The sequence below is a fragment of the Nonomuraea sp. CX421 genome, from assembly GCF_059358955.1.
Window position 1 is genome coordinate 20666 of sequence record NZ_JCADBK010000037.1, and the last position, 14150, is coordinate 34815.

Consider the following 14150-nt stretch of genomic DNA (forward strand, 5'->3'; position numbering starts at 1 on the left):
TCTGGCATCGTTGAGCCATGTCACCTCGACCTGGCGGCCGGTCCGGCCGCCCCGCCCGCGCGACGACCGGCGGTGAGTGACGGTGAGGGTCCTCGTCGTCGAGGACTTCGAGGTCCTCGCCCGCTCCATCGGCACCGGGCTGCGCCGCGAGGGCATGGCCGTCGACGTCGTCCTGGACGGGACCACCGCCCTCGACCGCCTGGCCGCCACCCGCTACGACGTGCTGATCCTCGACCGTGACCTGCCCGGCGTCCACGGGGACGAGATCTGCCGGCGACTGGCCCACGGCCGCTGTGAGACCCGCGTCCTGATGCTCACCGCCTCCGGCACGGTCGAGGATCGCGTCGCCGGGCTCGGCCTCGGCGCCGACGACTACCTGCCCAAGCCGTTCGCGTTCGCCGAACTGGTCGCCCGCGTCCGCGCCCTGGCCCGCCGCGCCACCCCGCCGCTACCGCCCACCCTGGCATGCGGGGACATCACCCTCGATCCGGCCCGCCGTGCCGTGTACCGGGCCGGCCGGCGCCTAGAGCTGAGCCCCAGGGAGTTCGCCCTGCTCGAATGCCTGCTCGCCGTACCCGGCGTGGTCATCTCCGCCGAGGAGCTCCTCGAACGCGTCTGGGACGAGGCCGCCGACCCCTTCAGCAGTGCCGTCAAGCACACCATGCACCGGTTACGGGCCAAGCTCGGCGACCCGCCCGTGATCGAGACCGTCCGCGAAGGCGGATACCGCATCGGACCGTCATGACCTCCCAGAAGCTCGCCAGGAGGTCCCTGCAGACGCGGCTCGCGCTCGCCTACGCGGCGGGCATCTACACCGCCGGGGTCCTGGTGCTCGTGTTCGTCGCCGTCCCGCTCGCCAGCGTCCAGGCGGCCACCCCCCAAGGCCGGCCCTCATCGAGCGCGATCATCGACACCGGGTCCGGCATCGGCCTGCCCCGACTCCTCACGGGATCCGCCGTCGCCCTGGTCCTGCTGATTCCCGTCTCCCTGGCTCTCGGCTGGTTCGTCGCCGGCCGGTTCCTGCACCCGCTGCGCGCCATCACCGCCACCGCCCAGATCATCTCCGCCGGAGACCTCCACCGCCGCCTCGACCTCGGCGAGCCCACGGACGAGCTGACCGAGCTCGGCCATACGCTCGACGGCCTGTTCGCCCGCCTGCAAGCGTCCTTCGACGCCCAACGCCACTTCGTCGCCAACGCCTCCCACGAGCTGCGCACCCCTCTCGCCGGCCTGCGCACCCTGCTTGAAGTCGCCCTCGCCGACCCTGACGCCGACACCGAGACCCTGCGCTCGGCCTGCCGGGAGGCCCTCGCTCTGGGCGGCCATCAGGAGCGGCTCGTCCAAGCACTGCTCGCTCTGGCCACCAGCGAGCGCGGCGTCACCCGCTGGGACCCTCTCGACCTCGCCCACGTAGCCGCAGGGGTGCTCGCCTCGCGCCGCGACCAAGCGACGCGGAAAGGCATTGACCTGGCCGAACACCTGGCGCCCGCGGTGATCGCCGGAGATCCGGGACTGATCGAAAGCCTCGTCGCCAACCTCGTCGACAACGCCATCCGCCACAACCACGCGGACGGGCACGTAGAGATCAGCACGCGGACCTCCGGCACGCGGGTGGCCCTCACGGTCGCCAACAGCGGGCCAGTCGTCCCCGACGACCAGATCCAGCGACTCCTTCACCCTTTCCAGAGACTGGCGCCCGAACGTCACGGCAGCCGCGACGGCTACGGCCTCGGCCTCGCCATCGTCAACGCCGTCACGCACGCTCACCACGCCACTCTCACGACCAGCGCACGCCCCGACGGGGGCCTGTCCATCACCGTGCGGTTCGCGCCCGGATCTCATCAACATTCCTGAGGATCGCCGCCGTGGTCTCGTCGGCGGGCAGGGGGCCCCGGCCGGTCACCGGCGACGGAAGAGCACCAGCGCGACGTCGTCCTCCCGGGCGCCGAAGCTCTCGATCAGCCGGTCGGCGAACTCGTCCACGTCGTCACCGATCGTCTCGGCCATCTTCCTGGCGATCTCGAGGCTCTCGTCGAGGTACTTGTCGCGGTCCTCGATGAGTCCGTCGGTGAACATCAGCACCGCTCCCCCCGGCGGCACGGTCACCTGGTCCACCCGGTAGACCTCCCCGGCCACGCCCAGCAGCAGGTTGCCGAGCTCGTGGTAGCGGGCCGTGCCATCGGCGCCGACCAGCAGCGGCGGGATGTGACCGGCGTTGGCGACCAGGGTCTCCCCTGTCGCCGGATCGACGAGGGTCAGGCACACGGTGGCGGTCATGCGGGGGTGGTAGCGCCGCAGGACGTCGTTGAGCAGCGCCAGCGACCGGCCGAGATCCACCGAGTCGAGGAGCGAGGCCCGCAGTGCGTGGCGCAGCTCGGCCATCACGGTCGCGGCCAGCAGCGAGTGTCCCTGGACGTCCCCGACGCCGATCAGGACCTGCTCACCGAGCTCCAGCACCTCGTAGAAGTCGCCGCCCACCTCGACGTTGTCGAACGCCGGCTGGTAGCGCCAGCTGATGTCGAGCCCGGCCACCTCGGGCACGCGGGAGGGCAGCAGGCTGCGCTGGAGGGTGAGTGCGATCGCGTGCTCCTCGGCGTAGGCGCGCAGCGCCTCCACCGCGAGCGCCACGGCCTGACCGAGCTGCCGCAGGATGCTCAGCTCGTCCTCGTCGAGCTCGGAGTCCTGCTCCACGCCGAGGACGACCGCGGGCCGATTGGGCTTCGTGCGTGACATGACGGCCACGATGTCCTGGCGGGCCGGGGTGTCGGGGGCCACCTTCGACCAGTAGTCGTACGGGATGGTGAAGATCTGCGTGCCGGCCCGGTCGCCCAGCGCCAGCTCGGTCAGCCCCTCCAGGGCGGCGGGCGCGGCGCTCCTGGCCGTCGTGGTGCCGCCGGGCGGGTTGGCGGTGAACCTGCGGGGCCGGCCGTCGGGCAGCAGCGCCAGCGCCCCGGCGCGCCTGCCCAGGATCTTGCTGGTGCCCTCAACAGCGGTGGACAGCAGGTCGTCGAACGTCTCGGCGGCGTTCATCGCCAGCGTGAGCTCGGCGAGCGCGCCGAGTTTGCCGGCCAGGCGTTCGGCCCGCTGCCGCGCCCGGTAGTAGCGCAGCGTCGCCTCGACCGTCGCGGCGAACTCGTCCGGCTCGATGGGCTCGGCCAGGTAGGCGTCGGCGCCGCGGTGCAGCCCGAGCGCCCGGTCGGCGGTGGTGATCGCCGCTCCCGAGATCTGGATGACCGGGATCGAGGAGAAGGCGGGATCGCTCTTGATCTGCTCGCAGACCTCGTACCCGGAGATGTCCGGCAGGCGGACGTCCAGCACGACCAGGTCGGGGCGGATCTCCCTGACCTTCCGCAGTGCCTCCAGCCCGCCGGTCGCCTCGGCGACCTGGTGGCCGGCCCGCCGCAACCAGCTGGACAGGATGTAGAGCTTGGTCGGCGTGTCGTCCACGACGAGGACCCTCGCCTGATTTTTCCCGCTTTCAGTCATGATGGCTTCCCAATGCCTGCCGGATGGCACCCAGCAGCACGTCCCGGCGCAGGCCGGCTTTGGCGAGCACCGCGTCGGCGTGGTCCGGGTGGTGAGTGGACGACGCCGCCGTGACGATGATCACGGGGATGTCGCGCAGCCGCGCGTCGTCGGCCATCCGCTGCCGGAGGGCCGCGCCGCCGAGGCCTGGCATCAGCAGGTCCAGGAGCGCGAGGTCGGGGGGCGCGGCGCCCATCGCCTCCAGCGCGGCCGCGCCGTCGGGCGCCTCGTCGATGTGGGCGGCGAACCCGGTGAGCATCCGGCGCAGCCCGGCACGGAAGCTCTCGTCGTCGTCGGCGATGAGGATCCGGTTCACGACGGGGATGTCGTCCAGGGTGTGCGGAAGCCGGAACGTCGCCGTGGTGCCCTGTCCCTGCGAGCTGGTCAGGATGAGGGAGCCGCCCATCGCCTCGGCCAGTCTGCGGGCGTACGGCAGGCCGAGCCCGGTGCCCTTGGCCCGCAGCTGCGCCGGGCCCGGCACCTGGTAGAACTCCTCGAAGACGTGCGCGAGGTGCTCGGCCGGGATGCCGATCCCGGTGTCGGTCACGGTGAACACCATTTCGCTGGCCGCGGTGTCGTGGGTCACCCGCAGTGTGACCTCGCCCTCCTCGGTGAACTTCAGGCTGTTGGCCAGCAGATTGCGCAGGATCCTGATGAGCATCGCCTCGTCGGCGAGCATCGTTGGGGCCGGCTCCGGCACGTGCGCCGTCAGAACGACCCGCTCGGTGCCGGAGGTCGGCCACAGCGTCAGCCGCAGCCGCTCGACCAGCGCGACCAGGTCGACGGTGGTCGGCTGCGGGTCGAGCCGCCCGGCTTCGGCCTTGGCCAGGTCGAGCAGCTCACTGACCAGTGCCAGGAGGGTCTCCGCCGACGAGCCGATGAGGTCGATCTGGTGTGTCTGCTCGGTGCCCAGCGGCTCTCCGCCGGGGCCGGTCAGCAGGCGGACCAGGCCGATGATCGAGTTGAGCGGGGTGCGCAGCTCGTGACTGACCGTGGCCCAGAACCGGTTCTTGGCCTCGCCCGCCTCGCGCAGCTGCAGCGACTTCTCGTCCAGCTCGGCGTAGAGCGCGACGACCCCGCGGTTGGTCTCCTCCAGCTCGGCCGACAGCTGGTTGTACAGCGCCATGACCCCCTGGTTGGTCTCCTCCAGCTCGGTGTTGAGCTGGCGGACCTCCTCCAGGGTCGAGACCAGCTCACGGTTCTGCTGACGTAGCTCCTCCAGCGCGCTCGTGGGTGTCAGCGCGTCGATCCGGGCGCGGATCTGACTGATCGGCAGCGTCGGCGGCCCCGACGTGAGCCGCTTACGCATGATCACCTGGCCGGGGCGGTCCACCTCGACCGCATCCATGAGTCGTCCCGCCATCACCATGCCGTCGGAGGACGAGTGGCGGTCCCCGGTCAGGAAGCTCAGCGAGATCACGAGGTCGTCCTCGTCGAGCAGGAAGGCGACGCCGACATCGGCGTGGCCCTCGATCACGATCTCGCGCCCCACTTCGCTCAGCGCCGTGGCCACCCGGATCTGGTCCTGCTCGGACATGCCGGAGGCCGCGGCGACCTCGCGTCCCACCCTGCGCATGGCGAAAACGTCCTGATCGTTCCTGACGCTGATCCTGGCCAGCTGCGTGGCGCTCATGCGGGGCCCTTCATGACGAGCACGCAGGCGTCGTCCCTGCGTGTCCCGGCGTCCCTGAGCAGCGTGGCGGCCACGACCGTCGGGGGGCGCGTCGTCAGCCCGGGGAAGGAGGAGACGTCCCACCGGTCGGTGAGCCCGTCGGAGTGCATCACGACCATGCTGTGCGGCGGCATGGTGTATTCGTACTCGCGAAACGTCCTGCTCTGATGGCCGGCGATACCCGGGACGGAGATCATGCCCTGCCTGCCCTCCGCGTGCATGATCCAGCCCGAGATGTTGCCCACCCCGGCGTAGCGGACCAGGCCGCTCTCGCGGTCGAGCCTGGCCACCGCCACGGCGCCGCCCCGGGTGCCGGCGAGCGCGCGGTGAACACGCTCCAGCAGGGCCACCGGCGGCAGATCGCTGTGCTCCTGGAAGACCCGCACCGCCTGCCGGGAGGCGCCGGCCGCCAGTTCCCCGTGGCCGAGCCCGTCGCACAGCATCGCGACCGCCGTGCCGGGGCTGTCCACGCAGGCGAACGCGTCGCCGGACACGCTCTCCTCGCCGATGGGCCGGGTCAGGCCGCTCACCCGGGAGGCGGGCGCCGGGGCCGCGCCGGCGGTGAAGCACATGCTGATCACCGTTCCGCGTCCGGGAACGGAGTAGACCTCGTGGGAGGAGGCCATCCGGGCGATGCCGCCGAGCCCGACCCCGAGGGTGCCCGTGGTGGAGTAGCCGTCGCGCAGGGCGCGGGTGAAGTCGCGGATGCCCGGCCCCCTGTCCAGGGCGATGACCTCGACGGCCGCGGCCGGCCCCGGGAGAGCCCGGATCAGCATCATCCCCTCTGTGGCGTGCTTGACCAGGTTGGAGGCGGCCTCGCTCACCGCGAGCGCCACCCTTCCCCGGTCGTGCTCGCCGAAGCCGGCCGTCTCGGCGAGCGCCGCGGCGGCGCGGCGGACGGCTCCGATGGCGCTCGCGTCCTCGACCCGGACCCAGGACTCGTCTCTGGACCGAATCACCTGGCCCACTTGATCACCGTCACCCGGGTGCCCTTGCCGGGTTCGGAGTCCAGGTCGAACTCGTCCACGAGGCGACGGGAGCCGCTCAGGCCCAGCCCGAGGCCGCCCCCGGTCGTCCACCCGTCGGTGAGCGCCAGCTCCAGATCGGGGATGCCGGGGCCCTCGTCGGCGAAGGTGAGCCGGAGCCCGCCGCGCGCGCCGTTGCTGACGACCTCGATCCGCACCCGGCCACCCCCGGCGTACACCAGGGTGTTGCGGGCCAGTTCGCTGGCGGCGGTCACCACCTTCGTCTGGTCGACCAGTGACAGGCCCACCTGCTGGGCGCTGGTGCGCACGCGCTGGCGCACCAGGACCACGTCGCCGTTGGCGGCGATGGGCAGCTCGATGGCGTCCGTCACCTCGGCACCGCGACCGCCCTGGCGTTGTCGCGGTCTTCGAGCAGCGCGACGCCCTTCTCGAGATTGAGCGCCGTGCGTACGCCGCCGAGTGAGAGACCGAGCTCCACGAGCGTGATCGCGACCGCGGGGCGCATGCCCACGACGATCGTCTCGGCGTCGAGCACGCGCGAGATGGAGGCGATGGTGGCCAGCATGCGGCCGATGAAGGAGTCGACGATCTCGACGGCGGAGATGTCGATGATCACGCCGCGAGCGCCGCTTTCGACGATCGCGTCGGCAAGGTCCTCCTGAAGCGCCAGAACGCCCTGGTCCTGCAGGTCGATCTGAATGGAGACGATGAGGACGTCGCCGAGTTTGAGGACGGGCACCCGCTCCATCAGGCCCGCTCCGTCGCCACGACGACGCGCTTGCTCGCTCCGTGCGTCACCTGCACGCCGCTCTGCCGCAGCGCGTGCGCCAGGGCGTCGGACAGCGACGACTTGGTGACGATGTCGCCGAACTCGATGCCCAGGGTGACGATGGTGTGGGCGATCTGCGGGCGGATGCCGGAGACCACGCACTCCGCGCCCATCAGCCGCGCGGCCGCCACGGTCTTGAGCAGGTGCTGGGCCACCTGGGTGTCGACCGCCGGCACCCCGGTGATGTCGATCACAGCGTGCTCGGAGCCGGTCTCGACCAGCGCCTGGAGCAGCTTCTCCATGACCACCTGCGTGCGGGCGGAGTCGAGCGTCCCCACCAGGGGCACCGCGAGGATGCCCTCCCAGAGCTTGACCACCGGCGTGGACAGCTCCAGCAACTGCTCGGACTGGTCCGTGATGATCTTCTCGCGGGCGGTGACGTAGGTCTCGAACGTGTAGAGCGCCAGGTCGTCGACGAACTTGGAGAACCAGATGTAGCCGCGCAGGGCAGCGGTCTCCTCGCTGGCCTCGATGGTCTCGTACACCGCCTCCTTGACGCTGAGCACCAGGACGGCGGTGTCGGACGGAGTGAACCCCTCTCGCGCCTGGATGCGGGACAGCTCGGCCAGCAGGCCGCGCAGGTCGCTGGAGTCGTCTCCCTCGGACAGCGACCTCAGCATGGCCTGGTAGATCTCGCGCATCCGCCCGCCCAGGACTCCGTGGTCCGCGCGTCCGCCGACGGCCGCTCCGGCGATGTCCAGCCAGCGCTTGAGGATGCGTTCTTCCTGCTCCCTCAGGAGCGTTTCGATGCGGAGCCGATCGGCGTCTCCGTGGACGGTCAAAATGTGCTCCTATGGGATGCTTGTCTCAGGTCAACGCCAGAAGGCTACCCGTCTTTCCGTGCTGGCTCTATGTGATGAACGCAGCAGAGGCGGCCGCGTACCTCCGATCGGCCGGTGCCGTAGGCCATCACGTGCCGGACGTTTACCGCACGATGGCTGGGTAGCCGAAGCCCTGTCACACCATCGACGACAGGGAGCAAACCCCATATGACTCAGCCGTGGAGCTACCGCGAAGGCGTCATCTCCGACACCAGCGTGAGCCTGATCGGATTCGACGTCGAAGCCGTCGACGGGAAGATCGGATCGGTCGACGAGGAGAGCAACGTCGTCGGCGACAGCTACCTGGTCGTCGACACCGGTTTCTGGATCTTCGGCAAGAAGGTCATCCTGCCGGCCAGCACCGTGACCGAGGTCGACCCCCAGAACAAGAAGGTCTTCCTGGCCCGTACCAAGGAAGAGATCAAGGAAGCGCCCGAGTTCGACGAGGCCACCCACAAGGACCCGGGCTACCGCCAGCAGGTCGGCGACTACTACGGTCGCTACCCCGACCTGCCCTGACCCTCAGCGGTCGGATCGTGTGGGCTCCTCCCGGTTCTCCGGGAGGAGCCCACACGCGTTTCCCCTGGCTCGCGCCCGGCGAGGCGGTTGAACAGGACGCGTCACGAAGCAGGTGACCGAACCGATCAGAAATCGAGAAGTACCGTCACCGAGCCACATCTAGCCTGGGTGTCTGGTGCCTCCGGCCAAGCGTCCCACTGGCCGAAGTGCAGCCGCGGCGATGAAGAAACCGACATAATGTTCGAAGTTCGTTAGACGCAGCCAAGCGACGCCTACGGAGACCGCGAAGGCGGCCCCGCGTAACAGATGGAGAAACGATGAGCACGGCCCCGAGGACGGACCTGCCGTCACCCGCGCCGCACGTTGCCGACAGCCACGATCTGATCCGCGTGCACGGCGCGCGCGTGAACAACCTCAAGGACGTCAGCGTCGAGATCCCGAAGCGACGGCTCACGGTGTTCACCGGCGTCTCCGGCTCGGGCAAGAGCTCGCTGGTGTTCGGCACGATCGCGGCGGAGTCGCAGCGGCTGATCAACGAGACCTACAGCGCGTTCGTGCAGGGCTTCATGCCGACGCTGGCGCGGCCCGAGGTCGACGTACTCGAAGGACTGACCACCGCGATCATCGTCGACCAGCAGCGGATGGGCGCCGACCCCCGCTCCACCGTCGGCACCGCCACCGATGCCAACGCGATGCTGCGCATCCTCTTCAGCCGGCTCGGGCAGCCGCACATCGGCTCACCCCAGGCGTTCTCCTTCAACGTCGCCTCGATCAGCGGAGCGGGCGCCGTCAAGATCGAGCGCGCCGGAAAGACCGTGAAGGAGAGGCGCGACTTCAGCATCACCGGCGGCATGTGCCTGCGCTGCGAAGGCCGGGGCGCGGTCACCGACATCGACCTCACCCAGCTCTACGACGACTCCAAGTCGCTCGCCGAGGGCGCGTTCACGATCCCCGGCTGGAAGTCGGACAGCTTCTGGACGGTGCGGGTCTACGCCGAGTCGGGCTTCGTCGACCCGAACAAGCCGATCCGCGACTACACCAAGAAGGAGCTGAACGACTTCCTCTACCGGGAGCCGGTCAAGGTCAAGGTCGACGGCGTCAACCTCACCTACGAGGGGCTCATCCCGAAGATCCAGAAGTCGTTCCTCTCCAAGGACCGGGAGGCGATGCAGCCGCACATCCGGGCGTTCGTCGACCGGGCGGTCACCTTCACCACCTGTCCCGAGTGCGACGGCACCCGGCTCAGCGAGGGGGCTCGCTCCTCGCGGATCGGCGGGATCAACATCGCCGACGCCTGCGCGATGCAGATCAGCGACCTGGCCGAATGGGTCCGCGGCCTCGACGAGCCGTCGGTCGCGCCGTTGCTCGCCAAGCTGCTGCACACCCTCGACTCGTTCGTGGAGATCGGGCTCGGCTATCTCTCACTCGAACGGCCGGCGGGCACGCTGTCGGGCGGTGAGGCGCAGCGCGTCAAGATGATCCGCCACCTCGGTTCCTCGCTCACCGACACCACCTACGTCTTCGACGAGCCCACCATCGGCCTGCACCCCCATGACATCCAGCGGATGAACGACCTGCTGCTGCGGCTGCGGGACAAGGGCAACACGGTGCTCGTCGTCGAGCACAAGCCGGAGGCGATCGCGATCGCCGACCACGTCGTCGACCTCGGTCCCGGCGCCGGTACGGGGGGCGGCACCATCTGCTACGAGGGCACCATCGAGGGGCTGCGGGCCAGCGGCACCATCACCGGCCGCCACCTCGACGACCGCGCCGCTCTCAAGGAGATGGTGCGGCCCCCCAAGGGCACGCTGGAGATCCGCGGCGCCACCCGCCACAACCTTCAGGACGTCGACGTCGACATCCCGCTCGGCGTCCTGTGCGTCGTCACCGGCGTCGCCGGCTCCGGCAAGAGCTCGCTGATCCACGGCTCCATCCCGGCCGCCGCGGGTGTCGTCTCGGTCGACCAGGCGCCCGTCCGCGGTTCGCGACGGAGCAATCCGGCGACCTACACCGGACTGCTCGACCCGATCCGCAAGGCGTTCGCGAAGGCCAACGGCGTGAAGCCGGCGCTGTTCAGCGCCAACTCCGAGGGCGCCTGCCCCACCTGCAACGGCGCCGGCGTCATCTACACCGACCTGGCGATGATGGCGGGCGTGGCCACCACCTGCGAGGAGTGCGAGGGGAAGCGGTTCCAGGCGTCGGTGCTGGACCACCACCTCGGCGGCCGAGACATCAGCGAGGTGCTCGCGATGTCGGTGACCGAGGCCGAGGAGTTCTTCGGCGCCGGTGAGGCGCGCACGCCGGCCGCGCACGCCATCCTCGACCGGCTCGCCGACGTCGGGCTCGGCTACCTCAGCCTCGGCCAGCCGCTCACCACGCTGTCCGGCGGCGAGCGGCAGCGGCTCAAGCTGGCCACCCACATGGCAGACAAGGGCGGCGTCTACGTCCTGGACGAGCCCACCACCGGCCTGCACCTCGCCGACGTCGAGCAGTTGCTCGGCCTGCTCGACCGGCTCGTCGACTCCGGCAAGTCGGTCATCGTCATCGAGCACCACCAGGCGGTCATGGCGCACGCCGACTGGATCATCGACCTCGGTCCCGGCGCCGGCCACGACGGCGGCCGGATCGTCTTCGAGGGCACACCCGCCGACCTCGTCGCCGCCCGCTCCACCCTCACCGGCGAGCACCTCGCGGCCTACGTCGGCGCCTGACCCGCCCCATGCCCTACGAGAAAGCAGGCGCACCCGCTGTTCTCGTAGGGCAGGGCGTGGCCGGCCCAGAGATCGAACCCTCCTTCGTGGACGGGTTCCTGCAGGAAGGTCCGTGCCGCTCGTGCACGGCCGGAGCGCGGCCCGGACCGGTCGATGAGGTCACCCCGCGCTCCTTCCCGATGACGATCACGAAGTCCCCGAGGACATGCCGGACGTCAGCGCGGCGCCCAGTCGGCGGATCACCTCGGCCTCGCCCGGGTTGACCTCGTCGCTGGACGGCGCGTGTTCGGTGATGGCCGCGCCGATGATGCCGTCCACCTGCGAGACGAGATCGATCAGTCGTTGCGGCTGCGCGCCGTCCGGCTCCGGGTAGCAGGTCGCGCCGAAGGCGGTGGGCTCCAGCACGTCGAGGTCGACGTGAACAGCGCGCGCACCACCATCCCGTGGAAGGCGCCCGAAGGTAGGGTCGGCGGGCTGTAGACGTCCGGGTGCGCGTCGAGCCACAGCACCGTCAACGCGGCACCGTAGCGGTTGTGGGCAGCGGCGATCGGCGGGATGTCGACCGCGCAGTCACCGCCGATGGTGATCACCTGGTCGTCGATGCCGGTCAGTGCCGTCCGCGTCAGCCGCTGGCTCTCCATGAGCACCTCGTAGGACCGGATCCCGGCGACCTTGTCACCGCCGGTTTCCGGCACCGGCACGGTCACCACCGTGTCGGCCGGAACGAGTTCGGCGGCGCGGCGGGCTCCGGACGTCAACCGCCGCGCCCTGCTCGACGCCGAGCCTTGCCATTGTGGTACGCACAGCACAGTCGTCATGCGACGACGATATGAGGCACGAGCATCGGCGTTCTGGATCACTCTTTTTCTGGTACGGCCCGCAGGCAGCGGGTGGCCTGGGCGCGGAGGGCGTCGGCGAGGGCCGGTGGGCCGCTGACGAGGGTGAAGTCGGTGTCGACAGATGTGATCATCCAGACCAGCGCCGACGGGGTTTCGGCGCCGACGTGCAGCAGGCAGGTGTGGTCGTCGACGGCCTCCACGACGCCCATCCCCGGCCACACCCGGTCGGCCACGGCCTCGGCGGACTCGTGCAGGCTGACGGTCGCCCGGCACGGCCAGGTGCGTGATGAGAGCCGGTGTGCCAGGTAGGTCGCGACGTCGCCGTCGGGTGGTCGTCTGGGCGCGAATCGCGGGCCGGTCGGCGTGCGCGGCCGTAGCCGGTCCACCCGGAAGGTACGCCAGTCATCGCGGTCGGTGTCCCAGGCGACGAGATACCAGTGCCGGCCGAAGCTGACCAGGCTGTGGGGCTCGACGGACCGGCTCGTGTCGACGCGGTGAGGGCTGGTGTAGTCGAAGCGCAGCCGTTCGCGCCGACGGCAGGCGTCGGCGATCGCCATCAGCGTGTCCGGGCTCACCGTGGGCCCGGAGCCGCCGACCCGGACGGTCGCCGCGTGCAGCGTGTTCACCCGGTGTCGCAACCGGGAGGGCAGGACCTGTTCGAGTTTGGTCAGGGCCCGCAGCGATGTCTCCTCGATCCCGGCGACCGAGCCACCCGCCGACGTGCGCAGCCCGACCACCACGGCCACCGCCTCGTCGTCGTCGAGCAGCAACGGCGGCAGCGACGCCCCTGCTCCCAGCCGGTAACCAGCGGTCCCCCGCACGGCGTTCACCGGATAACCGAGCTGGCGCAGCCGCTCGACGTCGCGGCGGACCGTGCGCGCGGTGACGCCCAGCCGGTCGGCGAGCTCGGCCCCGGACCAGTCGCGATGGGTCTGCAGGAGCGACAACAGTCTCAGCAGCCGTGCGGAGGTCCCCACCATGCCTTCAAGGTTGCCAGACCCTTAGGACCGAAGCCGTCCTAAGGGCTTCCTAGCTTTTCCGGCATGACGAACATCCGTTCTTTCCGTCTCGATATCCCGCAGGCTCAGCTCGACGACCTGGGTGCGCGGCTGGCCAACACCCGCTGGCCGGAGGAAGTGCCGGGTGTGGGCTGGAGCCGGGGAGTGCCGCTGGGCTACCTGAAGGAGCTCGCGGAGCACTGGCGTACCCGCTACGACTGGCGGGCGCAGGAGGCGGCGCTCAACGCGTACCCGCAGTACCTCACCACCATCGACGAGCAGAACCTGCATTTCCTGCACGTGCCCTCGCCTGAGCCCGACGCCACGCCCTTGCTGCTCCTGCACGGCTGGCCGGGCGGGTTCACCGACTTCCTCGACGTGATCGGCCCGCTGTCCGATCCCCGCGCGCACGGCGGTGACGCGGCCGACGCCTTCCAGCTGGTGATCCCGTCGTTGCCGGGGTTCGGGTTCTCCACGCCGCTGGCCGGGCCGGGCATGAACGCGGCCAGGATGGCCGGGGTGCTCGTACGGCTGATGTCCCAGCTCGGGTTCGAGCGCTACGGCGTGCACGGCTACGACACCGGCGCGTGGGTCGCCCCCCGGATGGCCGAGCAGGATCCGGACCGTGTCGTAGGCGTCCATGTCAACGCCCTGCTCACCTTCCCGGTCGGGGCGGACGGTGAGATGGAGGGCCTGTCAGAGGTCGAGCAGCGGCGCTGGCAGGCGATGCGGGACTTCAACGACGGTTATCTGCGGTGCAACTCCAAACGGCCGCAGACGGTGACCTATGGTCTGCACGATTCGCCCGTCGGCCAGCTCGCCTGGATCGTGGAGAAGTTCAAGGAACTCACCGACCCTGAGGACGGGCTGCCCGAGGACAGCATCGATCGTGATCGCATCCTGACCGGCGTCTGCCTGTACTGGCTGACCGGCACAGCCGGGTCGGCGGCGCAGATCTACTACGAGGAGATCTCCGCGAACGACTGGAGCGCCGGCTCCGGCGACGGCTCCGGCGCGGACTGGGGGGAAGGCGCAGAGGAGTGGGCGGCGCCCCAGCGCGGGACGGTGCCGACCGGCGTGCTGGTCTCCAACCATGACGTGACCATCCGCCGCTGGGCCGAGCGCGACCACCACGTCGTGCATTGGACCGAACTCGGCGAGGGCGGGCACTTCCTCGCGATGGAGAGGCCGGATCTGCTCATCGGCGACCTTCGCGAGTTCTTCCGTAAGGTGCGCTGAGCCGAGGCAGG

The 14150-nt window shown here is 70.2% G+C and carries 14 protein-coding genes; 5 read left to right on the forward strand and 9 right to left on the reverse strand.

Annotated elements, in window-relative coordinates:
• Positions 1-82: 82 nt before the first annotated feature.
• Positions 83-745 carry a response regulator transcription factor gene (locus AC5L3X_RS37120; RefSeq protein WP_494863328.1) on the forward strand — a complete coding sequence of 221 codons (663 nt, stop codon included), beginning with the start codon at positions 83-85 and terminating at the stop codon, positions 743-745.
• A complete protein-coding gene (locus AC5L3X_RS37125; protein ID WP_494863330.1) occupies positions 742-1854 on the forward strand; it encodes a sensor histidine kinase in 1113 nt (370 codons plus the stop codon). Before AC5L3X_RS37120 ends, AC5L3X_RS37125 begins: the two co-directional genes overlap by 4 nt.
• A gap of 45 nt (positions 1855-1899) precedes the next feature.
• On the opposite strand, the gene AC5L3X_RS37130 is transcribed toward AC5L3X_RS37125, so the two are convergent.
• The 6 genes from AC5L3X_RS37130 to AC5L3X_RS37155 are packed head-to-tail and all read right to left on the reverse strand — an operon-like array spanning position 1900 to position 7794.
• A complete protein-coding gene (locus AC5L3X_RS37130) occupies positions 1900-3486 on the reverse strand; it encodes a SpoIIE family protein phosphatase (protein WP_494863332.1) in 1587 nt (528 codons plus the stop codon).
• A complete protein-coding gene (locus AC5L3X_RS37135; protein WP_494863334.1) occupies positions 3479-5158 on the reverse strand; it encodes an ATP-binding response regulator in 1680 nt (559 codons plus the stop codon). The genes AC5L3X_RS37130 and AC5L3X_RS37135 overlap by 8 nt, the downstream gene beginning before the upstream one ends.
• Positions 5155-6156 (reverse strand): ATP-binding SpoIIE family protein phosphatase, encoded by a 1002-nt coding sequence (locus AC5L3X_RS37140; protein ID WP_494863336.1) that lies wholly within the window; start codon positions 6154-6156, stop codon positions 5155-5157. Before AC5L3X_RS37140 ends, AC5L3X_RS37135 begins: the two co-directional genes overlap by 4 nt.
• The gene (locus AC5L3X_RS37145; RefSeq protein WP_494863338.1) at positions 6153-6554 is read right to left on the reverse strand and encodes an anti-sigma regulatory factor; all 402 of its coding nucleotides are present in this window, start codon (positions 6552-6554) and stop codon (positions 6153-6155) included. The genes AC5L3X_RS37140 and AC5L3X_RS37145 overlap by 4 nt, the downstream gene beginning before the upstream one ends.
• Positions 6551-6931, reverse strand: a complete 381-nt coding sequence (locus tag AC5L3X_RS37150) for an STAS domain-containing protein (RefSeq protein WP_494863339.1) — start codon at positions 6929-6931, stop codon at positions 6551-6553. Before AC5L3X_RS37150 ends, AC5L3X_RS37145 begins: the two co-directional genes overlap by 4 nt.
• The gene (locus tag AC5L3X_RS37155) at positions 6931-7794 is read right to left on the reverse strand and encodes an STAS domain-containing protein (protein WP_494863341.1); all 864 of its coding nucleotides are present in this window, start codon (positions 7792-7794) and stop codon (positions 6931-6933) included. Before AC5L3X_RS37155 ends, AC5L3X_RS37150 begins: the two co-directional genes overlap by 1 nt.
• A gap of 207 nt (positions 7795-8001) precedes the next feature.
• Here AC5L3X_RS37155 and AC5L3X_RS37160 point away from each other — a divergent pair, with 207 nt between their 5' ends.
• Together AC5L3X_RS37160 and AC5L3X_RS37165 are read left to right on the forward strand one after the other, a co-directional pair.
• Positions 8002-8352, forward strand: a complete 351-nt coding sequence (locus AC5L3X_RS37160) for a PRC-barrel domain-containing protein (protein ID WP_494863343.1) — start codon at positions 8002-8004, stop codon at positions 8350-8352.
• A 317-nt stretch (positions 8353-8669) separates the two neighbouring features.
• On the forward strand, positions 8670-11063 hold the full coding sequence (locus AC5L3X_RS37165; RefSeq protein ID WP_494863344.1) for an ATP-binding cassette domain-containing protein: 2394 nt from the start codon (positions 8670-8672) through the stop codon (positions 11061-11063).
• A gap of 186 nt (positions 11064-11249) precedes the next feature.
• Here the strand turns inward: AC5L3X_RS37165 and AC5L3X_RS37170 are convergent, their stop codons facing one another.
• From AC5L3X_RS37170 to AC5L3X_RS37180, 3 genes are read right to left on the reverse strand one after another with little or no spacing between them, the layout of a single operon-like run.
• Entirely contained in the window at positions 11250-11468 is a 219-nt protein-coding gene (locus AC5L3X_RS37170; protein WP_494863346.1) for a hypothetical protein, read from the reverse strand.
• The gene (locus AC5L3X_RS37175) at positions 11399-11881 is read right to left on the reverse strand and encodes an arginase family protein (RefSeq protein WP_494863348.1); all 483 of its coding nucleotides are present in this window, start codon (positions 11879-11881) and stop codon (positions 11399-11401) included. Before AC5L3X_RS37175 ends, AC5L3X_RS37170 begins: the two co-directional genes overlap by 70 nt.
• A 38-nt stretch (positions 11882-11919) precedes the next feature.
• The gene (locus tag AC5L3X_RS37180; protein ID WP_494863350.1) at positions 11920-12882 is read right to left on the reverse strand and encodes a helix-turn-helix transcriptional regulator; all 963 of its coding nucleotides are present in this window, start codon (positions 12880-12882) and stop codon (positions 11920-11922) included.
• 63 nt (positions 12883-12945) lie between these two features.
• Here AC5L3X_RS37180 and AC5L3X_RS37185 point away from each other — a divergent pair, with 63 nt between their 5' ends.
• Entirely contained in the window at positions 12946-14139 is a 1194-nt protein-coding gene (locus AC5L3X_RS37185; RefSeq protein WP_494863352.1) for an epoxide hydrolase family protein, read from the forward strand.
• The last annotated feature ends 11 nt before the right edge of the window (positions 14140-14150 follow it).